At 34.4% G+C, this 26,647-nt stretch carries 12 protein-coding genes and 3 pseudogenes; 1 reads left to right on the top strand and 14 read right to left on the bottom strand.

All coding sequences use genetic code 11. The features are described 5' to 3' along the window. Positions 1 to 54: 54 nt before the first annotated feature. From U860_RS0116960 to U860_RS0117030, 14 genes and pseudogenes are all read right to left on the bottom strand, one after another. Positions 55 to 522: pseudogene (locus U860_RS0116960) on the bottom strand (TIR domain-containing protein); the annotation flags it as partial. 342 nt (positions 523 to 864) lie between these two features. Next, the gene (locus U860_RS0116970) at positions 865 to 6,198 is read right to left on the bottom strand and encodes a DEAD/DEAH box helicase (RefSeq protein WP_025149500.1); all 5,334 of its coding nucleotides are present in this window, start codon (positions 6,196 to 6,198) and stop codon (positions 865 to 867) included. A gap of 62 nt (positions 6,199 to 6,260) precedes the next feature. Continuing rightward, positions 6,261 to 7,211, bottom strand: a complete 951-nt coding sequence (locus U860_RS0116975) for a hypothetical protein (protein ID WP_025149501.1) — start codon at positions 7,209 to 7,211, stop codon at positions 6,261 to 6,263. Positions 7,212 to 7,224: 13 nt separating this feature from the next. Further along, positions 7,225 to 9,213 (bottom strand): hypothetical protein, encoded by a 1,989-nt coding sequence (locus U860_RS0116980; protein WP_025149502.1) that lies wholly within the window; start codon positions 9,211 to 9,213, stop codon positions 7,225 to 7,227. A 20-nt stretch (positions 9,214 to 9,233) separates the two neighbouring features. Further along, on the bottom strand, positions 9,234 to 10,742 hold the full coding sequence (locus tag U860_RS0116985; RefSeq protein ID WP_025149503.1) for a hypothetical protein: 1,509 nt from the start codon (positions 10,740 to 10,742) through the stop codon (positions 9,234 to 9,236). Between the two features lie 226 nt (positions 10,743 to 10,968). Next, positions 10,969 to 13,413 (bottom strand): restriction endonuclease-like protein, encoded by a 2,445-nt coding sequence (locus U860_RS0116990; RefSeq protein WP_025149504.1) that lies wholly within the window; start codon positions 13,411 to 13,413, stop codon positions 10,969 to 10,971. After that, the gene (locus U860_RS0116995; RefSeq protein ID WP_025149505.1) at positions 13,388 to 15,925 is read right to left on the bottom strand and encodes a DUF3578 domain-containing protein; all 2,538 of its coding nucleotides are present in this window, start codon (positions 15,923 to 15,925) and stop codon (positions 13,388 to 13,390) included. The genes U860_RS0116990 and U860_RS0116995 overlap by 26 nt, the downstream gene beginning before the upstream one ends. Positions 15,926 to 16,276: 351 nt before the next feature. Further along, the gene (locus U860_RS0117000; RefSeq protein ID WP_025149506.1) at positions 16,277 to 18,478 is read right to left on the bottom strand and encodes a hypothetical protein; all 2,202 of its coding nucleotides are present in this window, start codon (positions 18,476 to 18,478) and stop codon (positions 16,277 to 16,279) included. Between the two features lie 187 nt (positions 18,479 to 18,665). After that, positions 18,666 to 19,460, bottom strand: a pseudogene (locus U860_RS0117005) (type I restriction endonuclease subunit R); the annotation flags it as partial. Further along, positions 19,456 to 19,704, bottom strand: a pseudogene (locus tag U860_RS31650) (hypothetical protein); the annotation flags it as partial. The pseudogenes U860_RS31650 and U860_RS0117005, both read right to left, overlap by 5 nt. Positions 19,705 to 19,773: 69 nt before the next feature. Then, positions 19,774 to 21,624 (bottom strand): PD-(D/E)XK nuclease family protein, encoded by a 1,851-nt coding sequence (locus U860_RS0117015; RefSeq protein ID WP_025149508.1) that lies wholly within the window; start codon positions 21,622 to 21,624, stop codon positions 19,774 to 19,776. 137 nt (positions 21,625 to 21,761) lie between these two features. Continuing rightward, positions 21,762 to 22,730 carry a tripartite tricarboxylate transporter substrate-binding protein gene (locus tag U860_RS0117020; RefSeq protein WP_025149509.1) on the bottom strand — a complete coding sequence of 323 codons (969 nt, stop codon included), beginning with the start codon at positions 22,728 to 22,730 and terminating at the stop codon, positions 21,762 to 21,764. Further along, positions 22,727 to 23,404 carry a response regulator gene (locus U860_RS0117025; protein ID WP_025149510.1) on the bottom strand — a complete coding sequence of 226 codons (678 nt, stop codon included), beginning with the start codon at positions 23,402 to 23,404 and terminating at the stop codon, positions 22,727 to 22,729. The genes U860_RS0117020 and U860_RS0117025 overlap by 4 nt, the downstream gene beginning before the upstream one ends. Before the next feature lie 18 nt (positions 23,405 to 23,422). Continuing rightward, positions 23,423 to 25,012 (bottom strand): sensor histidine kinase, encoded by a 1,590-nt coding sequence (locus U860_RS0117030; protein WP_025149511.1) that lies wholly within the window; start codon positions 25,010 to 25,012, stop codon positions 23,423 to 23,425. A 225-nt stretch (positions 25,013 to 25,237) separates the two neighbouring features. Between U860_RS0117030 and U860_RS0117035 the strand changes: the two genes are divergently transcribed. Further along, a complete protein-coding gene (locus U860_RS0117035; RefSeq protein ID WP_025149512.1) occupies positions 25,238 to 26,563 on the top strand; it encodes an MFS transporter in 1,326 nt (441 codons plus the stop codon). Positions 26,564 to 26,647: the final 84 nt, after the last annotated feature.

Genomic DNA, 26,647 nt, shown 5'->3' on the forward strand with positions numbered 1-26,647 from the left:
GCTGTGGCTAAAGCCATGTTTAAAATATTTAAAACACACGCCCTTTTATATTAATTATCGAGATTTTATGATATTAAACTTTTCAATTTCCTGACTTTTTTCAAATGCATTTTCAATATACTCACTTGGATTTGCTAAGAAATTCTCTTCATTTATTATGGATATATACGATCCTGTTAACGAATTAACAGTTTTACATTTTTCACATGTATACTCTGGATTTTTCAAATTAAATCTGTTATTCGATATAATACTGTAGAGTTTGCTATTACTAATGACCCTTGAAGTACAACCATCCGCATTCTTTTGATTAGTTTCAATCCATCCATAACCACCATTGTGCTTCATGATCACACCAACAATACCATTAGTCCTAGACTTTCTATCTGCTCGCGTAATTTCTTTCAATGAATATTCAATCTCCCAATCAATCCATTCACTATCAATCATACTAGGAGAAATAATTACAATCGATACAGAAGTTTCATATATCATATCACGTAGATTCTTCTTAATATTTTCTGTTGTTGTATCAGTTAAATCTGGAGAATCGTTGGTTTTGAAAGTCCCGCACCAGCAAAGACCGCAGCTGTCGATTCTTTAATTGCTTTTGTATAAGTTCTTAAAAATTCATCTATTTCTCGAGACATCCTATCAACTTCTTTCTTCAAAATAATGAACATCTTAAGAATAACAAGTTAACAGGCATTATTTACGTCACTTTTAGAAATTACTAGAAAATATGTGAATCTAATTTAGACATTTATACCAATCTCCACCTAAACAAAAACAGGTATTAGAATTGTTATTTCAATCCTAATACCTGTTTTTCATTTACACTTATTAAAATCTCTCTACCTCTGTTTAACTCGTCACTTTACTTCCATCTTCACTGCCTAAGTACACATTTGGCAGATCATATAATACCTCATAGGCTGAAACATATCTAGTTGGTATTTTATTCTGCTTCTCTATTCTACACTCTATATTATTTTTGGCACCGATAAGATGTCCATCGGCTTTCTTTATAAAGTACTTACCGTCTTGTTCAATTTCTTCGTATACTTCATTGTGAATCTCCATCATTCTTTTAACAGGTGCTAAAATTTCTTTTTGTTCTTCTAATGATAATTGTTTTAAAGTCCCGCTTACTACATAATCAAGTAGTTCCAATGCAACGAAACGATTTAATTGATTATGATAAAATTGGTTCGCATAATGACGCAAACATTTATAACATGATTTTTCACAATTATTTTCACAATAAGCTAGAATATAGCGAGCTTCTTTTATTATTTCTTTTAGTACCGTCCCTGCAATATGAGCGTATCCAGCGCCGCCTGAAAGTGTATCAAATAAATATATATCAGCTCCACCTATGGATAATGGTAGCAAACGATACCCTGCTGATAGCTCATTATAGTCAATATCCAGGACTCTACTTGCTGCCAACACTAAAGCTTCCCCTATTGTTTTTAACCCGTCATGTACCCATTGTTTTTCAGAATTAAAATCTATATCACTACCAAATTGTAATCGCAGTAATAATAAATCTGAATGAAATACATTCCCGAGAAATACTTTTCGTGTTTCTCCTCTACATTGCGAATCTTTTTGACCAAACTCTTTTTTCAAACGATAAGGGACATCATGAAAAGGTTTACGCTCTTTTTCTCCTGCTACCCAAATAGCACCACAATCTACGCATATTTCAAATCCCGACTTCCCATCTATACCTTTATTCATGACAATAAGCTTTTTATCTAAAGCATTTGTATATTTTAGTAAAGAGGAATCTTCAAAATTATTTAAATTTAGACTTTCTTCACTCACTGGTATTGGTAATTGAGGCGGCATCGCATATGTAAACTCTTGTTCTCTATCACCTTCTCTTACTTCTCTACCCTTTTCTGGAGAAAAACCAGTTGGCCTTAGAAATGAGTCTTTTTTCAGCTTACTGCAGCACACAGGACATTGATTATTATCAAATTCATCTAATGATACAAATAAACAAGAATCACAATATGTGACCTTCTTCAATCCGTCTATTTTCAAATCTCGTGCTGGCTTTAATCGATTTCTAGGAGTTGGGACAAAAATACCACCTATTCTATATGTTTTTTTGTCTACAACAACTTGTTTTCCTGGAGCATATTCACTCAAGGCTCTATTTATTTCCAGTTGTGGTCGCTGTTTTGTAATTACCTTTTTTGAAATATGATCCCATTCTTCAATATAAAGACTACTCAAATCTTTTGGAAAAGCATATGTAGGTAACATACCATGGTTAAACAAGAAATCTAAAAACTTATTATTAGAATTATGCTCAGTATCCTCATCTTCTATATCTATTAAGGTATGTTTAATCCCCTCATAATTTTCTCGTAAATCATTAATTAATTGAGAGGCAGCTTCTTTTATTATTTTGATTTTTAATGTCATAGCAGCTGTTTCTGAACCTTCCATCTTTGAAATAACCTCATCCGGGATAATATTAAAAATCACAGGAGAGTGAATAGGTAAATTGCTAGTTACAAACCTTAACCACTCATCAAATCCAGCCATACTTGGGACTGACGAGCTTTCAAAAAATGCTTTTGTATCTCCTAGAGAACTATTTAAAATGCCATCTGTTCTACCACCTTTCAAAACATGCTCATGAAAATAAGTTTGAATAAAGAAAGCATTTAGATGACGTTTAGCAATTTTTTCATTATCAATATATATAATCGGTTTCCTACTCGCACCACTAATTATCATATCCGGTTGTTTAAAATAATAATGATCATGAGGTCCACCTTGAGAATATGTGAGTACTGTCGATAATGCTGAACCACGGCGTCCCGCTCGTCCTGCTCGCTGTTGATAATTTTCCCTTTGTGGTGGTACATTTCTCAATCCAACAGCTGTTAATGAACCAATATCAACTCCAACTTCCATAGTCGTTGTGCAGCTTAGTACGTCTACTGCCCCGTCTAAATCATCCAAAATAATATCTTGAAAACGCAGTTCATACTCTTCAGTTGTTGCAAGTGCGACTTTCGGATCCTTTTGAGATAACTGCGCGGTATGTTCTTCAACTGTTAAATTAGAAATTTTCTCATTTTTATTTATAACCCCATTAATAGGAGAGCGCCAAAATCCTTTTTCTGAATCTAAAATTGTGCTCTCAGGATTTAGTATTTCAACTTCATCAGATAAACAATTTATACATTTCCCTTTCGCTACAACCATATTCAATTCCTTACAACGATTGCACTTATACCAATCCACTTCAATTCCAGGTACTAGTTTCAATTTTTTCGGCGTTAAATAACATTTTGCTTCATGTTCTACACATAATTTATAAAGTGTTTCAAAAACTTGCTCCTTTTCCTCTTCTTTTTCAATATACATATCAATAACTTTATTTAACTTTCTCGATCTATAACCTCTATCTACTCCCCAAGTGCCTTGGTTAAATCCCTTCACCTTAATACGTTCATGAGATTCAATAGTCGTATCAATTGCTACACTATCTAATAATTCTTGAATAAACACTGCTGTAATTGTATAAATATCACTTTCACTCAAAATTTCTTTTAATGCTTTTTTCATCTTCCTTTTTTCTTTTTCCATCGGCTCAATAAACCCTGTAGCAGTAGCGTATATTGAATATAATGGATGACAAATTTGACGTAACAGTTCGGTTTTAAATCTATTTAATACTTCCACATCACCATCATCAACTAACTCGTCATAGTCATCATCAAAATTTTCTTTAAATACTTGTACATTCTTCATGATAGATTTTCTATCTTCATCTTCAAAAAAATGTACTCTGTGTTTATCTATCACGTCCAAAACAGCAGTATATAACGACCCACTTAATTTCGCTTCTTCGTCCCCACTAATTAGCTTTTGTGCCGCTAATAGTATTACTTGTCTGAAAGAATCTAGTTCTACTTCATATGGTATATCACGAGCAAGCCTTGCTGCTTTTTGACGACCATCTGAAAATAGCAAAACTTTACGTCCCTCGTTTGGCAAACTACTATCGTTTTTAATAGGTTGTTGTAACATAAATTGCTCGCGAACTATATTGGCAAATGGTTGCTCCCCTTTTGTTTTTAAATCTTGAAGTGTACCATTTATTTTCCTCATACAACAAGGACATTGATCGAAAGTAATTACAGCTTGTTTTTTATTTTTCTTCTTTCCTTGACTTTTCTTATTCGGAATATATAGCTGTAAATACTCTTCCTCTTCACTCGGTTGATTGTACGCTAAAAATCCAGTCTTAATATCTAACCAAACACGATTAGGTGGATTAGAACTGTCCCAAACTTTTGAATGAGGCTTTTCTACTAACAAATGTATTTCTGTCAATTCATCCCCAACAATTCCAAAACCCTTCTCTGCCCATAAATAGTTTTGATTTTTTTTCGCTACATACCCGCGAATGAAAGAGGATCCACACTTTCGATGTGTCAATAATTCATACACCCTTGCCCCTTCATCACAACTACATTTTAATTTTGACGAATCATACATTTTCCCTAGTAAAGACTGCTCATCATTTTTCCTTTTCACATTACAACTTGCATTTGTACAAACATAAATCCCCGAGACCCCTTTGAAGAACAAGTGAATCCGAACTGGTAATAACACTCTCCCTTTTTCTTTTGCTGCATTTGCTAACATCAGTAAATTACTAGTAGCTTTCTCAGCAACTTCTCTCTCTACTTTTGGAAATATGCTTTCTGCGATTTCTGTAAACCTCTTAGCGTTTCCACTTATAGAAGTTATAACAGTTTCTAACGGACCAAAACCATCTAACTGTTTGTACAAATATGAAGATAAATCTTCAATATCATAAGGCGTTTCTTCCCAATCTAATTGCGTTAATAGTTCATCCAAATGTTTTTTTAACTCTCTATATTGGTAAATTCTTTTTGTAAATAGATCACTATTTATATTAGCAAATATATTTGCTTCTTCCGTTGTACCTATACGTCCCGCTTTCCGCGTCTCTCTTGTGCCTTTAATAAGCTTAAATTCCCTTGTTTCTGCTTTTCCGGTCAACTGCTTTGCAAACTCAGTTGCTGCATTATCATCCTTGTCACTACCTAAACTTGCACTCGTTAAAATACAGTGTAAGCGATCTCGATCAATTCCCAACCTAGCTTGCAGACGCCTAATTAGTAGGGCTACTTCAGCACCACTTGTCCCACGGTACATATGAGCTTCGTCTAATACTAAAATGAATTTATTTTCTTTATCTTGTGCTAACCATTCTTTCGTTCCTTCCCATATAGAACGTTCAATAGGGCGCATTAACATATACTCTAACATCGAGTAATTCGTAACTAAAATATCTGGAGGTGTTTGCTGCATTTCATGTCTTGTAAAAAGCTCTCGATCACCAGGAACCGTTACATATTTTGATTCCCATTCACCACGCTTACCACGACTAAATTTCTTTAAATCTTTTGCTATCCACTTTCCTCTCTTCTTCATTTCCTCTCCTAAATTCGGATCATTCTCTTCAATTTCATTGTAGTATTTAATAATTTCAGCAAGTTGATATTTATCTTTCTTTTCTGTACGCTCTCCCGGATATGGAGTACGCGATGTATACATTCCAAATAAAGGATGCCTTCCACATTTCTCTTCAAAATAATTAGAAACCCTTTTATCTCCAAACAATTTTCGTAGCCTCGTAATTTGATCACTCACTAAAGCATTCATTGGATATAAAATTAATGCTCTTACAGCATTTCTTTTATATTGTTCAGGTCTTTTATATCCCTCATCCAATAATGAATTTAAAATAGGATGTAAAAAGGATTCTGTTTTACCAGATCCAGTCCCTGTTGCAATAACTAAATCTTTTTGCTCCTCAAGAAAAGCTTCTAAAGCTTCCTTTTGATGAACATAAGGTCGCGGGAATACGCCTACATCAGGAATCATTTTAGAAAGGGACATCATCATTTCTTGACAATGCTTAGGCATTTTAATATCCGTATATACCTCACCTGGTTCGTATACCGGTGTAGCTTCTATATATGGCTCTTTTGAAATAACACCTTGGGATTCTAATAACCTCCTACGCTCAAGTAATAAAGACGTTTCACTTATTGGGTATTGGGCCTCAATATATTCTTGAAGCTTTTGGTGCAATCGTTTTGATATCGATTTGATCGTATAATCAGTCAAATTCCCTTCCCCTCTCTTATTATCTATACATTTATCAAATACTATGAAACAAAAAGAACCTTTTACCTACTAGTGATAGATAGAGAATCGACTTTCATTCCTAATCTATTAATAACGTAAACAAAATCGTCATAGTGTACAGTAGGTATAATCCAGCAGAACGGATCATACACATTCTCTGGAAATCCAAATAACATAAGCATATTCCGCTCATCCTCAGGAAGACGATGGAAAAATTTCACCTTAAAGAATGTATCATTTATCTCAAAACATTCCACTTTCCTACTAATTCCAGCTTGTTTTTCTAAAGCGAATTTAGCTACGTTAACATACTCATTAGGAATCTTATAATAACTTATCCGACTCCTAATTTTTTTTAGCCAATAATAACTTGCTGGCCCTTGAGCTATATAGTATTTAACTATAGCAGTACTATTACAGTGATTTATTCCCTTCTCATAACTCATCCATTCTCTTTTTTTTCGACCTATAAATATTTGATCTGGTTTATCATATAAATTACACATCTGAGATTGATTTAATATTCGAAAAAACTCTTTTATTCCAACAGAAGGCATCCATTCCTCTAACATTAACTTCGGCAAGCCAACCTCATCTGAACTGTATCCGCTTCCAACTCCTATATAATTAGTTCTTTTTTCCCGACCTTGTATTGAGCTTAATAAAACTCGACTCTTCGAGACCGGCAACTCTACCACTCGTTCTGGCAAGGGTAAATAGTAACCATTAGGAAGCTTCGCAATCTCTCCTAAACTACTTAGCATATTTAAAACTTGCTTTGCAATTGTCATATTTTCCTCTTTATCAAATAAATATATAATCTCTTGAAACATTGCCATTCCAAGCATCCGTTGAACAAGAGGATATAGCTTCGAGAAATGAACCTTCTGTATTGGCCCATTCTCTAACGCGTAAAATATAATTTGAGATTTAACATGATTATTAAGAGTGTTTAAAATATCAACTTTTTGCTTTAATTCTAATAACTCCATGAGCAAACAACTCCTATGGTAAAGATACACTCACTTCCACATCTAGTTCCTCTGCAATAAAATTGAACTGCTCTATATCAATATACTTCTGTAAAAATACTTGTAAAACCCAATTTATGATCATTTCCTCATCATGTTCTACCTTCTCAAATAAACAAAACCACTGTTTAAATGTATGTACAATTTTTTTAGGTTGCATACCTATTTCTTCTACTACATCTTTAAATCCATGAAACGCTTTTGATTTTCCAACTAATAGCTCATTCTCTACAAAATCCTCTATCGAAATAAAGCCAAACTTAACTTCTCCCAATAAGCGTGCCTTGCGCAATTCGCCTTTTATTCCTATAGAATCTGTATTAATAACCGGAGCATATTTTAACTTTCCTATAAAATCATTACTTACTTCCGTTATATCTTTCATACTAACTATTAATAATTCAGGGTATCTACAATTTGTTGACACACTCCAGTAATCAATAAACGAAGGAATGTACAGCTCCGCAGATGAACTCTCGATATTTGATAAATGTAATGACTTAATCTTATCTATTCGATTATATTGGGTAAAATAAGATGTTAATACCTCATTTGAATACTCCTTTATATCAGGAAAAATAGTAATATGATCGTTACCTGCAATTGTCCATCCTAGAATTTGTGCTATATCAAAACTATTTTCACCTTCTATAATGATTGGATTTCTAAATAAAATGGCCCCGATAGTAGTTAATGCTATAAGCTCTGCCCTTTCCTTCTCCACATGAATTCGTTCTAAGTTCGTAATAATGTTATGAATTAGTATTTCTATCCCATCTATCATAATTTCTTTTTCTTGCTCTCTAACAAACCATTGTGAACTTCTTACATTAGTAACACTAGATTCTGCTTCATTGCCTGTGGACAAGGTCATTGGTAAAGGCAATAGATTCAACATTGTTTGATACACATTTTGTTGCATCTCTCGTAACTTTAATTGCAACGCCTCTTCAGCCTTGTTTATATCTTCATCTATTCGATTTTTTTTATCTATTATATTCTTTAATTCTACTTTTAAATTTTCTTTTTCAAGCTTTAATTTTTTTGTTTCATTAATAACTTTTTTATGATCACTTTCTAGTTTTTTTCGGGCTACTAATAAATCCTTATCTATCTCTTCATTAATTTTTTTTATAACCGGTCCATATTGTAATAATTCTTTTTCAAAAAGCTCCATCTCTTCCGGTAAAATCAAGTGATTTTTCAATAAATTAACAGCTCGAGAAATACGACCTTTTCTTACTTCTTCAGGAATTTCACTAACTAAGTCAACTAGCATCTTTGTTATTTTCCTAGTAATCTCATGGGTCTCTTTCTCATCTTTCAATATTTTTAAAGCATCTCGTACTATCCTATCATTATTTGAACAATCTAAATAACGATCCACTTTTGTATTTATAAAAGATGTAGAAATAAAATATCTTTCAACGCCAAAATTAGCATCATAATATTCAATGATATCAACATTATTCTTTCTTACATCCAACAACCCGTTATCATTAAGTTCGGCAATCCATTGATTTTCTTTGTTAAGCTTTGGTGAATAAGGGCCTATCAAATACCCATCTGCAGTTAAAAGTACTATTTTAGAAGTGAATTCATGAGTTTTCACTATCCCATTCTTAATGAGAGACACGAGCTCTAGTTCATGCCTTTCAACAGAATAATCCACCTTAACAATTTCAACATATCCAATATTAGAAGCTTCTTGTGAAACTACATACTTAGAAGAGACTGGTATATTAATATCATAGGTATTACTTTCAACTACCGTATAAAAACCTAATTTCCCTTTATAAGCATCTGATGGTACTTTGTAATAAAACACTTTCCCTGTGTTTGGAAATTCCTCGATACTATCTTCTAATCTACACAAGTGATTATTCTGTACTTTTGCTAGTACTTTTATAAACGTTTGCTTCCTCTCATTTATCCAATCTATAGCACCAAAGATAACTTTCAATATAACCCCTCCAAGAAAATTTAAATGTGATCTAGTAAATCTTTAACATCTTTAGGAACCCTATTACGATACATAGTCAGAAAAAATTTCAATTTCTTTTTCTTACTCTCGTCCACTATCGTCTCAACTAAATTAAGAAAACCTTGATATTCTTTATTTGTAATAATAAATGTTTTTGTACTTTCTATTTTCAAATATGCTAGTATTAAATCTGACCAATTTATTTCTAAGTTGTCATTTATTTCATTTCCTACAAACTCAACACTCCATACACCTGGTGTATATAACCTGTCACCTTCACTCACATTATGATCACTTACACTTTGGCTTAAAATATAAGGAAATTTATCAATTTCTTTTTTATACAAAGGAAGAGGATAATCACTTTGAATATTCACCCTGCCCTGTATATTCATTTTTTTGTCCTCAAAAATACTTACCTTTCCTCTATTAATTATAAAAGGGGCTTCATATTCAATAACTTCATGCTGTTTAGCTTTTCTATCTACATATAAATCCAACATTTTCCCCTCATGATTTTTTATATAAAACGTGTGAAATCCTTGCTCCAAATTTGAAATATCTACTATTTCTTTACATTTCTCGTATTGTTTTGATGTCATATCAGGACTTATATGGACCACTGTAAAATCATTCTTTCGAAATGTCTGAAAGGTAATAGCCATACTACACATACTAGAATAAATCATATACGCATAGTCCTTCCTTCCATACATAGACGGTGTTAATAAATCTAAATAATAAAATGGATTCTGCAATCTATACCCTGTTTCTCTATAAAAAGATCCGATTAATCTATCATCTATCACCTTAGGTAACTGTATCCTATAAGCAAACCATCCATTTTTAGATTTCAACTTTTGTACCATTATCTTCTCAGGAAATATAATTGTTCGTTTTGCCACAACATAGAACACATCGCTTAACGTTAAAAATTCTTGCTCTACTCGAACAAATTCACCATGAATAAAACGGAATATATATATCCCCCTTGTAAAACCAATGATTTTTATTGGCCAATGCAATTCTAATTTCTTCGCGGCTTCCTTATTATCTATATCGAAATGGTACGAATCCCTTGGTGAAATTTTCATTTTATTATTGTCAGAATCATGCCTAAGCTTTATAGCTGAAATTCGAGACCCCATTTCAAGACACGTCACATTAAAATATAGCTGGAAATCCTCAAACATACTTGTAAGTCCTCTTCTTATTTTAGGAAACCTAGCATAAAAATCCCAATCATCCTCATTCTCTTCAAATGTTATATATGGGATGCGCATTTTAGTTGCATAGTCATTAAAACTATCAAAATTCCCTAAACCTTGTACATATAAATCGCAATACTCCCTCTTCTGACGACTCCTATGACGAAAATGAGCCGATTGTCTTATCCCCTCTGCCTTCATTACTTCTTCCCTACAACAAGGGCATGTATATCCATTAATGCCCTTATGAGCATCTTTCGCATGAACAAGATTACCAACTCTATCAAATGCTTTTTTCATTATTATCACCACGTAATATAAAAGTCTTTACATTATTGTAAAGACTTTTTGAATAGGTTGTCTACCATATTATCCAATAAAATACATTTCGAATTAATCAATCTACATATCTGCGATGATCCCCCAGATTATGAACTCCAATAAGTAAAAACAGTTCATAACACCTCACTTGTTCCATACAAAAATAAACTTGATCCCTACCCATTAATCCCCTCGTATCTAAGCACTATTCCCCAACATTTAATACTTCTAAAACCTCCCTAAACAACACCGATCCCCTCCCAACAACCAACTCCAAAGCAATCTCTTTAACTAGCCCATCTCTCCCCACCATAACAACCTCATTCTCATAATCAACCCAAATCTGAACATCCTGCACATAATAACTCTTAATAGTAGAAGCCTCATCTAAGTTGTTATGATCCAATTCAACCTTAACTTGCTTCGTAAAACGACGCAGCGTTTTCCAAAGAGTTCGTTCTTCTTTTGATTTCATGAATAGTTCTGGGAGTTCTTGTACTTCTTTTAATAACGACATAGTTGTTATGGTGTATATTTGAATGCCATATCCTACCGGGCGGATGAGGTGCTCTAGTTTTTCCCATGGCTCTAGTTCGAAATGTACAAACTCATCGTTTGGTTGCATTTGAATGTTTTTAATTTTAGCTACGTATTGAATGCCGCCTTTTTCTCCGTGCCATTTTCTCGGTGCATATAATGCTATGTACTTAGCTTCTTGCCATCCTGGTTTTAGCTGTGTAACTGGTAGCTGATATACGCCATTTTTTCTATATGTTTCATAGTCACTTTCAGTTTTCACGCTGCCTACTAGTACTTTTTCTTCTAGTGAAGAGTGCCATTCTTCTTTTGTTCCTCTTGGAAGGATGCCTTCCCTTATAATTTCTTCTGGGCTTTTTTCAATGAGATGATCTAGAAATTGTTCGACTAGTCTTGTTGCGTTTGGTAAGAACGGGAATCCACCGATATTTACTTTTTCTATACTTTTATAAAATGGATGGTTCTCGTACGCTTCCTCTTGGTTCCATGGGAATAATACGTACGCTCCGTAAGCTGTCCGCTCAAAAGGTCCCTCTTGTTCCACAACTAATGCATCTCTGTAACGGTGCATTGTATTAATGTCTTCTTCCATTGGACCAGGGGTGCCATACTTCCTTTTATAATGAGATCTTTCAGCAAAATCAATTCGGTATTTCGCATCAAAAATGTATTGATATTGATAGTTCTTTCCCTTTTTCTCAATAGCGAGCATCGTATCTGGTTTTTGTGTAACTGTTGGCAGTCTACCGTTTCTTTTCTGGAAATACAGTTCTATTACTTCATCAGTGACTGGATGCTTGAACGTTCTTTTCGCGGTTTTACTTTCATCTAACGTTACATATAAACCATCTTGCTTAACTTGAATAACGTCTTGGTGAAGCGGTATATATTTCTTTGATAGAATTTGTCCGAGTTTTAAATATGTCCAGTATTCGTATAACCTTGCGACATCTTTTACCGACATTTTGAAAATTTGCCCTCGTAATGTTAACCCCCTCGATAGCATTAAGAAGGTTTGATACGCATCTCTATAGCCTGCCGCCATTTGGATAACGAGTGAAAAGACTGAGCGATCCAATTTTCCAATTTCTCTCCAAAATGGATCGTTCAATTCATTTTTCATTCGATACTTCATACTTTTTACACGTTGTAGTAAATCTTCATCAGTTTCACCACGTGTATATCTAGACTTTTTCTCTAGCGCCTTAATTAAATCATCTATTTTATGTACGACTCTTTGAATCATCCATTTAACAAAACGATTTTCCAGCGTATCATAAGACACTTCCTTATAAGCTGTAATTCCTTTAGTCGGTATACTGTTTTCTCCTTGTAGTAAGTGTGGTCGCTTTCGCAAATAATTCATTCCGACAGAATCCAATTTACGAATTTTTTCTCCTCGTACAAGTTGATGTCTAGTCATAAGCGTATGATGCGGTTGCCTTTTAATATGAGAGATCGACTTCATAAATCGCTCAAAGGAATCATTTAAAATACGATAAAACTCACTCTTCGATGGATTTGTAGCGTAAATTGCAGATGCTCCTAAGTAAGTTCTCTTTAGTAAATGGAACGCTAAATTATAAATTTCATCATTTATTTCATCTAATAAGGCTCTGTAATCATCCTTATAATCAAGTTTTGCCGGAAAAACTTCAAATGTAACGGTTAATAAAGTTTCTTTCTCATCTTTAATTTCAAACGTTGTATTTCCTACTTCATTTGGAAATGAAAGATTCCCCATTAACACATGAAGTGAACCCATTTGAATGGAACTAACTTGCTTTCGAAACCCCGGATGTTCATGATAAAAAGAGAGCTGCTTGTTATTTTTCGGAACAACAACAAGCTGATAACTTCTATTTTCAAAAAAGATTGGTGGATGTTCGTTCCATTCTTCTAGCCTCTGCAATCTAGTATCAAATACAGAAACGATTTCTGCCTTCCCATCTACATGAAAATACATCATTTCAGCCGCGTTCATAGCGTGATATTCTTTTAAACTCTCATATTTTTCATGATAAGGATTTCCTTTAATCGTCAATGATAGCTCCTCTGTTTCAATCTTAACTAGCTCTATCTCGTTATTAGATCCAGAAAGAGGTGAAACCATCATACTCGAACCTCCTTAACATATGAGACAGCTTGTTAGCAGAACGAGGATACTTAGCATAGGAAGCGTGATTATTGCTACTATCATATTCTTCATTTGCACATAATACATATAACTGCTTTAATACCTCTTCTGTTCTTCCATCGCTTCCTGCAAGACGCGGTAAAATCTTTTGATATATTTGATAATCAAGCGCTTCATCAAACGATAATAACTTCCCTTTTTCGTTGTATGCCATATAGAAACAGATTTCATCTCGTATACGATATCCAACTTGAGCCCCAACTGATTCAAGTGTTTTATTTATTTCTATTAAAATAGTTGATATATTCCTCACAAGATCTTCGTTTTCTTTAAAGCATTCTTTTAAATGAAGATACTTTGTTGCTAAAGAGCTATTAGAAACAATTTCAGCTTCCTTCTCTTCTATATCCATTAAGAAATTAAAATAACCTAAGTTAACGGTATTAAATTCAATTGTATTCGCACGATCTAATACTTTCTTACTTAACGGATGTGTCGTTTCATCCATATTCACAGTTCCGATAATATATACATTTGATGGAATCGTAATATGCTTATTCGTAATTGACTCGGGAAGAACTGGTGATGTAACAATTTTTCCTTCTTTCCATTTACGACTTTCAATTACACTTAAAAAATCACTAAAGTAGTATTCCACTCGAGCTAAGTTCATCTCGTCCAACACTACAAAATAAGGTCTATTTGGATTTGCATCTGCATTTTCAAGAACTTTAATTAACGGTCTTTCTTGAAACTCCCCTTGAAGGTTCACATACCCAAACAAATCAGAACTATCACTCCAATCAGGTCGAACCGGAATAAGCGTAAATTGTCCATTCTCTTCCGTTGCTCCTAAACTCTCCGCAAACCACTGAACAATTTTCGTTTTCCCTGTACCTGAAATACCTGATAAAATTACAAACGGCTTCGTCTTTAATGAAAGGAAGAAATTAATAAGATCCTTTTTCTCATAAAAGAAACCTTTACTTTGAATATAAGAAGACACATGATCGATAATTGATTGTTGATCTAAATACACTTCTTTCCTCTCATAAATCATTTCATATTTAATGCCTTTCTCTTTATAATTAATGAATCCATCATAATAGTGAAGCATTTCTTTTAAATCCTCTACTAACTCAACCTCATCTGGCATTTGGTTCACATCGTATACAATATAGGCAGCTGTAGAATTTGCATAACCCGTCGCTTTTGGGCCTGTACCAAGGTAAATATTATCGTCCTTCTTCACCTTGTTAGACATATTTATATGTTGACGAATTTCTTGCTTAATCTTCTTCATCTCATTATTAGGTGTATCTTTCACCCCTTGTCCTATAGTTAAATAGAGTCGTTCCATATCTTCACTAAATAAATAAACGATATAATATCCCCGTTGAGTTGATGTGGTAATATCCTTATGCATAATAGCAATCCATGGAATAGATGCCCAAACCCCTATTCCAGCTGAGCCTGTAACACTGTACTTACTATGATCTATAAAAGGTAAACGCTTAATTTCCGCCGTTATGTCCTCTCGAAAAAACTTGGCTAATCTATGGTCTTTTGTACTACCCTTTTTTGCATCTAGATAACCATCCATCACCATTAAAAAACCTTCACGTAAATTACTGTTCATACTACCGCCCTTTTCTCCATCATCTTTTACATCTTGTTCAACAGGAATCCATTCATCATTAATTAGTCCTACTCGTTCAAACCAATCCAGTAAGTTATTCGTACGCTTCCTCGCCACCGATTCAAGCATTAAATTATTCCCTACTGAATTTCGGACAATCGTCATCCCTAAGTCGACTAGAGCTTTTTTCTTTTCATCCTTTGAATACTTCTCTAACAATCCAAGAACAAATAAAGCATGACAGAAATAATCCTGTTTTAAAACCAGCTGTGCCATGTAGGTTTTCTTATCTTTCGATTGAACATATTCATTTAATAGAAGCTTATTCATTTCATGAGATTCATTCAAAAACCCCAACACTCTCAAATCCTGGCGCGCATTAGATTTCACTCTATATAAATTCTCATCCGTTTGTTCACGTAACGTACTTGGATTATATGTACCATTCATTATCTCTTCTAAAAAGAGCATGACTTTATCATATTTTTCACTTGGTAGGTTATCTGTTTGGAATTCTTTAAATGTAATAGCCTTTTCTCCATTAATCTTTGTTACCTCTATGAAAGGTAGTTCTACAAATAGCGATACAAGGAAATTTGATCTCCCACCTGGATAAAAGTCAGGATTATTAATTATTCTATCATTTATGAAATTTTGCCAAACTCGTAGAATCTCATCAATGGTTACATTAAAATCCAATAATGTTCCTGCTTCTTTTTCTATTCCAAGTTTTCTTTCTACATATATTTCATTATCTTTTATCGTCATAAGCCAATTACTTTTATCACCAATACCATTCATAATTCGCTGTTTTGTTTTAATAAATTCGATAATTATTTTATCTAGCATCTCTATCCCCCGTAGCTACAATTAATTACAATTACTGTTATTTTATCAAACTATCAACAAGTTAAAAACATATGAATAAAACGATATCACTTATTCCATAAATCTATCTTCAAATAAAATAATCCCTCATCACTTATACTACAAGCACAGTAAGAAGTTCCTCTTTTTTAATTGATGTTATTCATTTTTTCACCAATAAACTTCATTCATCATATCCTCTATAATAAACTTTTCGTTGCTGTATATGAGAAGAACTCATCTTATTCTGCCTACAAAGTTGAAATAAACTTGCAACAGATAATAAAAAAGAACAGGAAAAATTATCCCGTTCTTAATCCGAATATACAATACTTACCTTTCATTTGAAAATCCCTTAAATCTTCTTGATCGTCCGATTTTCTGTCGGTTATGCTTTAACGTTTCATAAGCTGATTCTGATAATATCTGAAACTGCTCAGGCGTTATTATTTGAGTAATAGCCTTCGTCAATTCCTTATCCTTATTAACGCCTAACACTACACATAAAATTGGCTCATCCTCATGCATAACTCTTTCCATTAAAAAACGTTTGCGTTCAACAGGATCTTTAAATAATTTGTTAGAAGCGTTAAGTAAAAACAGCATAATAACTGGTAATTTATCTTCTCTATCCTCTTTTTTATAATTATAAGCCACATACGGAGTCCAGAACTGCTGTTTATGTAATAAAAGCTTTTGAGTTCTAGAGCTAATAAATTCCCTCACGTTTTCCCGTGTCCCTGTATCTAACAAAAGTAGATATCTAGCCGCTCTAATACAGAGATTATCTCTTGTACTATCTAATAATCTAATTAACTGTTCAAATATAGGATCCATGTTTTGCTTTGGTTTTTCTATAGGTCCAAACTGCACCTCAAAGAAATTCTCTGAATCCTCTTCACCAAATTTATCATTAATTTTTCCCGCCATGTACATATCTATCTCATCTCTGTGACTTGGGATAACAACATCATTTGCTTCTACTTCTTTAAGCATTTCACTTATAGTCATCGAATAATTATTGTATTCGAAATATAATCCTATATGATCTAACTCGTCATTCGTTTTAATGGCTGGATTTTTACTCGCCAGACTTCTTTGATATAAGTAGTTCATAAAAATACTAGGTGAATCAAAGATTTCAGGATATACTCGTAAATCGTTTATTGATACACACCAAACAGGTAATGCACTTTCTTTAATAAACTCTGTTTTTTCAATGTGAGCAGCGATTTCATTAAAATCATCAAGAGTAACACAACATGCTTGTATAAATTTAATATTATTAATTGTTTCAATCAGCTTATAACGCTTTTTATTTTCTCTGCTATAGATCTCTATTTCATTAGTACGATTATACTCCTCAAATAAGCGCAAAGATTGTTCATAAGGATTTTGAGCTAAAGCTCTCAGTGATTTTTTATAAGCATCTTCGTCAGAAAATGGTGAAACGGGTGATAGAGCTCCTCCTTTTACTTCAACAATAATCATTACATCATCAAACAAGATTAAACCATCACATTCACACCATTCATTTTTTCCGTTAGCACCGACTGAAGCCTTATAATATACATTCCTAAAAATTTGAGCTGTCGGAAGTATCTTATTAAATAATTTAAACGGTATTTCTTCTGACACACTTTGTTGAATTTCTCCAATGACATTTACTAAGCTTTTATCCTGCCCTCGTAATGCACACATTACCGATCTATAGAAATTATCCATTAAATTATTAACGGAAAAACAATAATACTTTCCTTCAACACATATAAATGGCTTGTATTTAATGGGCATTTCTTTAAACATTACATTCGGTATATCCATCAAAAAATTAGTTTTATCACCTGGTTGTAATGCTAAACTTTTTATAAATTCTACAGGCCACTTTGTAATCTTTTCTACATCAAAATAATCTGCCATTTGCAATATGTTATCCGCTGTTAATTCTTGTATTCCTTTATCAAAAAAATAATGCATAAACTCCGTTGTTCTCAAACGCTCACTTAATGCCATAAGCCCTTCCATAATATCTTCAGCAGATACATTAAAAGTATCTATAAAAAGCTTATTATATGGTAACAGTAAATCTCGAAAATGCTCCTCCTCAAAATAAGGATATAATGTTCCTGACACATTCATTTGCATACCTTGTGAGTACTTAATTAATTCATCTTTTGGTACTACATTTACATACACACTGGCATTTAAATAAAGTTTTTCTAAAGTATCTAAGAAACACTTTAATTCATCAACATTTAAACTACCAGTATCAATTGTAGGTTTTGACGATACTATCATACTTTGTACTAAATCCATCCCTTTACTAATCGAAGGATTAACATTACCATATAAAGCATCTTCTGGATTCATAAGGTGTTGAGAAAGATTATAGCCATACATATGAATCAAGATTGATAAAGGATCTACTTTAGAAATTACACTCTGAATATTTGCAAGCGATGTAATTATTTGTCCTTCTAAGATTTTAGGATTAAATTGTGTTAAAACATCCGATAATTCATTATTATTCTGCATGTGCTACAACTCCTTTTGAATTAATAAAAAATCTCTTTGTTATATTATTTTAAATATAACAAAGAAACCGGTATTATTTATGTCACATAAAAAACTAGCATTCTGTAAAGTACTCCAAAATAAAAAAGAACCCCTTATCACCCACAACTACAGGCACAATAAGAGGTTCCTCTATCTTCAAACAATATTACCCATTCACTTCCGAATAAACTTCATCCATCATATCTTCCATAATAAAGTTTTTGAATTCTTCGTTCTCTAAAATCTTCATGAAGAACTTCTCGTTACTGCCCATTCGATCAATAACGAAGTTTATAAATGATTTTTCGAAAGCAAATTTGAAATTGTCTTTTGTGTTATTTTTTGCTTTTTGCTGAATATCTTCACTGTTTAACATATCTTCTTTTACTTGGTCGCGTGAAAGAAAATCAGTTTCTGTAAACTCTGTACCGAAACGATCGTTTAACTTATCTAATATAGATGATAAACGAACTTTTTCATCTTCAACTACACCACCTGCGCCATGTGAAGTTGGCTTTAAGTCTACACCACCAGTTTGTTCTAACTCAATTCCACCTTCAAATACCTTCTGATTACGGTAATACTCTAGTGCAACGTCATCAGCCATATATACATCTTTATCTTTACTGCTACGAGGTAACTTTCGTAATAAGTAATTTAAGTAGATATATAGTTTGTGTAAATCAAGGTCAATGAATGTAGCAATCTGCAGAATGAATGCATATGTGCGGACAAACTTCGTCGCTGCTGCTTTAAACGCATCCTTTTCTTCCTCTTCCAGAGACTTAAAGCGATCTACGCCTCTATCAATCCAAGAGTTCAGCTCTGTTTGTGCTTTTGTTTGCTTTTTAAATCCGCCTTTAATCTCTAATTCATTGACAACTTGCACTTCTTTTTCTGTAAAAATCTGATATGGTTCTAATTCCGCTTGCAGATCATACAAAATATTCGGATCTGTCACTTAATTCCTCTAGATGTTCCCACAATAATATATGATGCGTAAACCCTGTCATATCTGGTACGGCAGGACTATTCCATACCAATCTATGAAACCCTATTTCTAGCCCCATTTCTCCTGCACGAATGAACATGTTCGGATCAAAATCCAGCCCTCGAACTGCGAACTCGACATTTATTTCTTTCAACTCACAAAGTTCTAATTGTTTTGATATAAATTGTTGTATCTGTGTTTTTGCTAATTTCATTAATGACCAATCTCCTTTATTACATTAAAACAATTGCCAAGTACATCCCTCTGCACTTGGCAATACTTTTTAAATATGAACTTCCTCTTTAGCAATATCTGTTAACATTTGAATAACATTTTGACAGTCCGTATCATTAAATAACTCGTTCATAGCATTTATGACTATATCTTCATCCGACCAATTACTTATATTGCTTGTATTTGTGTAAATTCTTGTATACGACGCTTCCGGCCTTTTCGCTGCTGCGCTTATTTTTCTCCCTTTACTTTCAAGCCTTGTTAATAGTGCTAATCTCTTTTGTGATTCTAGTGGTCCAATTTCTAGCGTCAGTTTCAATCTATTATCCTTCAAGCGTTCAAACCACATAATCGCACAATTATTTAACCACCAATTCCATTTCGGCGCTCCAAATTGTTCTTCTAGTTTGCGGAACTCCGGTATAATGAATGATGGTAGTCGGTGATGAATATTGTAAAAACCTTCTTGGAACTTTTGTGTATGGACGAATAATTGAAATGCATTAGCTAAAGTATCCGCATCTGTTTGACTACTTTCTACCGCAACAATTTCAGAAGAAGAATCCTCTTCTCCGTATACAAGCCCTTTTATAGTATCGCCTATAGCTGCCACCACTTGATTAAAATCAGCATTGTTATACATATCATTCATCACACGGAGAATCTCATCTTGATCTGCCCAATCACTTATATTTTCATATCCAGCATAAATTCTTGTATACATGGATCCAGCTTCTTTTGATTTTTCTTTAATAGTAATTCCATTTTCCTCTAACTTGCATAATAACTTTAATCTCTGCTTATATTCCAACGGTCCAACTTCAACGATAAGTTTCATACGCCCATCTGCTTTTCTCTCAAACCAAGTTATAAGAGCATTATTTAGCCACCACTCATGATTTGGAACTCCAACAATCTCATCAAGTTGTTTCCATTCTCCGAAAATGAAAGATGGAATGCGAATGTGTTCATGGCGGCAATCTTCTGGTATTTGATTTTTCTCTACAAATTGTAAAAATGCCTCTCTCATGACGCTATTTCCAGCTCCATGTATAAAGCGAAGCGTTTCAGCATACTTCTTATAAATTTTGCGAAGATCTTCTTTTTCTTCAGCATTTAATTTCTTTACAGCACTTAACAACTCTTTATTGACAAACTTTCCAACTACTTTTCCGTTACCATTTAAGCATAGAAAATCAACAGCGGCCTTATGGCTCTTATACACTGTTAACGCTAATTCAATGTCTTCCTCATCACGAACAAGTTCCCCCTCTAATATATCAATATAGTAGGAAAGAAAATTTTTTATCGTACTAGACGTATACTCACTATAAATCTCCAATTGTCCTTTTAAGATATTTAATATGTCCCCATAATCTAAAGTAAGATACGACTTATGACTTGGCGCGCTACCATCTAAACTTAAAAAGATTGGAATGATCGTATATCCTTCATATTTCTCGCTAACAAATTTTATGTAATTTTGTAATTGTCCATCTGATTCAGATGACTTATATTTATTTTCAATGAGAATGGCAACCTTTTGCGCCTCTGATATTGCTAAAATATCAATTCGTTTATTATAATTCGTCTGTACCTCACGGAAAACTTCCAAATCTTGCAGAGACTGCTTATGTAACTTAATAAAATTATATTGACCAATTAACTCCTCATTCTCTGCTTTTACAAACGTTTTAGAAAGGATCTTATTTACAAACATAGAACTTAAATGATGATTCTCCGTAGGATCAAGTAACCAAGCAATCATATTAGAATGCCTAATCTCAAACTTATCTACCTTCAATATTTTAAAAGGGTTAAAACGATTAAATTTACTATGTAACTTCTCAAACTCAATTGAATTATCTAACAGTGATAAAATCTCAAAATTATAATCCATTCCCCACACCCACCGTTTATAAATTTGTGAATCCATTCTCTTGAATAGTCATTTTAAAAAATCGTTATAAGCGAATTATAACTTATAATGTGGCATTATTTATGTCACATATACTATTTCTTTAAACTGAACATTCATCAATCACTAAATTTAACCATCCCCCCATACCTTCCATCACTCTCCTCCAAAAACACCCTACTCTCCCCACTATTCTTATAAAAGTAATTCCAACCCCTCTCCCTCAAAATCCCCTTCCAAGTATCACTCTCAACCATTCTCTTAATCACATCATCCCAATAAGCAACCTCTTCTTCCGTCATATCTTTCGGGCCCATAATCCCTTTCCAGTGCTGGAAGACAACATCGGTTCCTTGTTCTTTCCAAGTTGGGATTTCAGGTAGTCGGTCTAATCGTTTTTCGGAGGATACGGCTAGTATTTTTATTTTGCCGGCTTTGTATTGTTTTTCGGCTTCGGATAGGGTCATTGTTGCGGCGTTGATTTGTTTGTTCGTTAGGGCGTTTATGATTTTTTCTTTGTTTTCGTAGACGAAGAATTCTAGTTCGGCAGGGTTTATGCCGAGGGCTTTGCTTACTTGTATGAAGGATAAGTGATCGTCGTTTCCTAGGCCGGGGGCAACGCCGATTTTGAAGCCTTTCTTGTCTTGTTTTAGTTGTTCCATTAGTTGGTTTGCGTTTTCTATGTTTGAGTCTTTTGATACGACAACGACTTCCCATTCTGATGCTAGTGTTGCGAGTGGTGTGAAGTCTTTATATGTTAGTTTACTGTGGCCTAGTAGGTTATTCGTTATAAGTAAGCTTGAATTTATCGCAAGTACGTGACCGCCTTTTTGTTTCGTATACTTCCATCCGACATCACCGCTGCCGCCTATTTTGTTTGTGACAGTGATTGGTTTTGTGAAGATTTTTTCTTCTGTCAGCGTTTTTTGCATCGCTCGTGCTGTTAAGTCCCATCCGGCGCCTTGAACGTTCGGTGCTACGATTTCTACTTCTTCTATGTTCACTTTATTTGTGTGAGCTTTTTCTGAGGAACAACCGGCTATTACTCCTGTCATGATCCATATACATAGTAATAATCGTTTTTTCATACCCCTCGTCCTATTCGATACTTTCGCTCTGGTCGTCCGATAATGCCGTATGTGTACTCTACTGTGCATTCATTTGTCGCTACTAAGTATTCTAAATATCTTCGTGCGGTTGTTCTGGAAGCCCCCATTTGTTCTCCCATTTCCTCTATTGTAATTCCCTCTTCGAACCCTTTTATAATTCCTTTCACTTTTTGCAGTGTTAACGGATCAACGCCTGTCGGTAAGTTTTTCATGTCTGGTATTTGTGAAGTACCGAAAAATGTATCAATAAGCGCTTGGTTTACTTCACTGTGACTATGTAATAATTGTTTCTTTCTTTTATAGTCCTCAATTGTGCGAACAAATTTGTCTAACGTAACTGGTTTTATAAGATAATTGCTTACACCATTTCGAATTGCTTTTTCTAACATATGTTTTTCATTCGCCGCTGTAACCATAATTACGTCAACGTTAGGAAAATCAGCATGGATTTTCGGCAATAAGTCTATTCCGATTCCATCTGGTAAGTAAATATCTAATAGAAGCAAATCGATTTCTTCCTTTTGTAATAGCTCCATCGTTTCTTTCGCGTTCAATGCTTTCCCAATAACTTTTACGTCCTTTATTTTTGCTAAAAACTCCTCCTGAATTTGCGCTACGCGGAAATCATCTTCTGCAATTGCGACCTTCAACATATGTCCATCCCCTGTTTGTCATTTACTTTCTCCTAACGTTTTCGGAAGGTAAATTGTAAAAATTGTTCCCCCATTTTTCTCGTTCTGAATTTCAACTGTTCCTTCTAGTAAATCTACCATTTCTTTCACGTTTGCTAGCCCGTAACCACGATCTGTTCCTTTCGTTGAAAATCCTTTTTGAAAAATGGTACTTATTTTTTCTGCCGGTACTCCTACTCCGCTATCTATCACTTCAAAAACAACATCGTGTCCAACATCAGTAACAAAGAATGAAACACTCTTCTCCTCTTGTTCACTCACCGCATCAAACGCATTGTCGATAATGTTTCCAAGAATCGTAATAAGGTGCGAAACTTTTATATGGTCTGGTAACGGATTAAGGGTGCTATCTCCTTCGATATGAAAATCGATTTTCTTCTCAGACGCTGTCCCTAGTTTTCCTAATAAAATAGCTTGTACTTTCGCATCATGAATTTGATGGAATAAAATATGGTTTTGACTTTGATGAATATTAGATTCTTGTTGGATAAATTCAATAGCTTCTCTGTAATGTCCTAACTGAAGTAAGCCTGATAACACGAAAAGCTTATTTGTGAATTCATGTGTTTGAGCACGTAAGTCCTCTGAATACTTTCTTACCTCAGATATCGTATTAACTAAGTTTTGCAATTCCGTTTTATCTCTAAAACTACATACAACGCCTACCGTACTGTTATTTTCGAGTATCGGTGTCATGTTTAAAATAAACACTTTATCTTGAAATGCGATTTCTTGATCGTTTTCTAGCACTCTCTCCATACTAAATTCCGGTAAAACTTTTGAAATATGCTGATGCACATATTCATCATTTACATGCAGCATCTCTTCCGCAGAAATGTTCATCATAGTAATAAAGCCGTTTTGATCAATAGCGATGATTCCTTCTTTTATAGACAAGAGTATCGCACTTCGTTCCCGGTATAACGCTGCAATTTCATTCGGTTCTAGGCCTAGTGTATCCTTTCGAATACTACGAGCTAAAAGTATGCCGCCAATAACTCCAACTAGTAACACCGCTAAGGAAAAGAGTATAATTTCTTTCGTTCTGTTCAATATGCTAGATTCAATACCTTTTATTAAAAATTCTACTGTAACAACACCCACGACTTGATCATAGTCTCCGTTATGAACAATAATTGGCGCCTTTGCCATTAAGGAAGGACCACTTGCACCTTTCCCTTCGAGCGTATAATAGCCACCAAAAGTGAGCGCTTCATAGTTATATAGATTATTGCTCTTTGTACCAATTAACTCCGAATTAGAATGTGAATAAATAACCCCATACCGATCTTCTACAATTACATAATCTGCATCCGCTTGCTCACGAACTTGTTCCGCAATCGATTGAATGGTACTTTTATGCTCGTTATACTGAAAAGCCTCTTTTATAGCTGGCATAAAAGAAAGAGATTTAGCCGTTTGCAGAGCTAATTGTTCAACTTGGCGCTTCGTATCAACAGACTGAATGTAAACAAATATTCCCGCTAAAAGGAGAACGACAAATAAAATTAATGTAATGACTAATCCTAATATTTTCGTTTGTAGTGACACTTTCCGTGATTTTTTCATGCTTCATATCCTTTGATTAAATATTCAAAAATATCAATCTCCTATTCAATTATTATGACAAAACTCAATATTAATCAACTATTAAGATAAAAATGTCATGTACATAAAGTACAAAAAGAATAAAATTGTCATAATATTGAGATTATTACCTGAAAACAGTACAATTCAACTACAATGAACACGCTTTCATATATAACTTTTATTTATAAGCAGGAGGGGATTTTTATGGCTCAAGTAAAATCTAGCCGAGTCACCGGAAACATTTTCAAGGGTTCCGTCGGCAATTTAATTGAATGGTACGACTGGTACGTTTACTCTGCTTTCGCTGTTTATTTTTCAGCAGAGTTCTTTCCTAAAGGAGATCCAACTAGCCAATTATTAAACACAGCGGCTATTTTCGCGGTTGGATTTTTAATGCGTCCTATCGGTAGTCTATTAATGGGACGTTATGCCGATCGGCACGGGCGCCGGGCAGCATTAACTCTTTCTATTACGATTATGGCCGGTGGTTCTTTAATCATTGCCTGTACACCTAGTTACGAAAGTATTGGTGTCATGGCCCCAATTATTTTAGTTCTTGCCCGTTTACTTCAAGGATTGTCACTCGGCGGAGAGTATGGAACTTCCGCAACTTATTTATCTGAGATGGCTAGTAGTGGTCGCCGTGGTTTTTATTCAAGCTTCCAATATGTAACGCTCGTCGCTGGACAAATGGTTGCGTTAGGTGTTCAAATTGTTCTTCAGCAAATACTAAGTGAGCCAGATATGAAGGCTTGGGGATGGCGTATTCCGTTCATTATTGGAGCGATGGGAGCAGTAGCTGTATTATGGCTTCGCCGCACGATGGATGAATCGGAGCAGTTTTCAAAAATGGAATCTAAAAATCGCGAAAGTGCCGGAACCATTCGCGCGCTTATGAAACACCCGAAAGCAGTATTAACAGTAGTCGGACTAACACTAGGCGGTACTGTTGCATTCTATACGTACACAACATATTTACAAAAATTCATGGTAAACACAGTCGGTCTCCCGAAAGAAGTTGTAAGCTGGATTAACTTTGTCGCACTACTTATATTCGTAGTACTTCAACCGATTGCCGGGCTACTATCCGACCGTATTGGTCGCCGCCCACTATTAATGGCTTTCGGTATTCTCGGAACGTTACTAACAGCACCACTATTCTTCTTCCTGGAAAAAACGGCAGAACCAATCGTAGCATTCTTACTCATGATGGTCGGTCTCATTATCGTTACTGGTTATACATCGATTAACGCGATTGTAAAAGCTGAACTCTTCCCAACTGAAATTCGCGCATTAGGCGTAGGCTTCCCATATGCACTAACAGTTGCGATATTCGGTGGAACAGCAGAGTTCATCGCATTATGGCTAAAGAGTATCGGATTGGAATCACTATTCTACTTCTATGTAGCTGGATGTATCGCAATAAGCTTTATCACGTATTGGCGTATGTCAGAGTCTTCGAAGACTTCGCAGATTGAGGCGGAATTGAGTGGTGGAAATACTTTAAAGAACGGTACTAGTTCAAAATAATGAATTACAGAAGGCCACCTTGAAAGAGGTGGCCCCTTTGTATACTCTGTCAACCAATCCCACATCGACCACACACACCCACCC

Source organism: Bacillus sp. H1a (assembly GCF_000633475.1).
In the GTDB taxonomy this organism is placed as follows: domain Bacteria; phylum Bacillota; class Bacilli; order Bacillales; family Bacillaceae_G; genus Bacillus_A; species Bacillus_A paramycoides.

Excerpts from the sequence above, each read along its gene's own strand:
- U860_RS0116990 (WP_025149504.1), bottom strand. The coding sequence starts at position 13,413 with ATGGTTTCACCTCTTTCTGGATCTAATAACGAGATAGAGCTAGTTAAG.
- U860_RS0117030 (WP_025149511.1), bottom strand. The coding sequence starts at position 25,012 with ATGAAAAAATCACGGAAAGTGTCACTACAAACGAAAATATTAGGATTA.
- U860_RS0116985 (WP_025149503.1), bottom strand. The coding sequence starts at position 10,742 with ATGAAAAAAGCATTTGATAGAGTTGGTAATCTTGTTCATGCGAAAGAT.
- U860_RS0117015 (WP_025149508.1), bottom strand. The coding sequence starts at position 21,624 with ATGGATTATAATTTTGAGATTTTATCACTGTTAGATAATTCAATTGAG.
- U860_RS0116995 (WP_025149505.1), bottom strand. The coding sequence starts at position 15,925 with ATGCTAGATAAAATAATTATCGAATTTATTAAAACAAAACAGCGAATT.
- U860_RS0117035 (WP_025149512.1), top strand. The coding sequence starts at position 25,238 with ATGGCTCAAGTAAAATCTAGCCGAGTCACCGGAAACATTTTCAAGGGT.
- U860_RS0117025 (WP_025149510.1), bottom strand. The coding sequence starts at position 23,404 with ATGTTGAAGGTCGCAATTGCAGAAGATGATTTCCGCGTAGCGCAAATT.
- U860_RS0117000 (WP_025149506.1), bottom strand. The coding sequence starts at position 18,478 with ATGCAGAATAATAATGAATTATCGGATGTTTTAACACAATTTAATCCT.
- U860_RS0116975 (WP_025149501.1), bottom strand. The coding sequence starts at position 7,211 with ATGGAGTTATTAGAATTAAAGCAAAAAGTTGATATTTTAAACACTCTT.
- U860_RS0117020 (WP_025149509.1), bottom strand. The coding sequence starts at position 22,730 with ATGAAAAAACGATTATTACTATGTATATGGATCATGACAGGAGTAATA.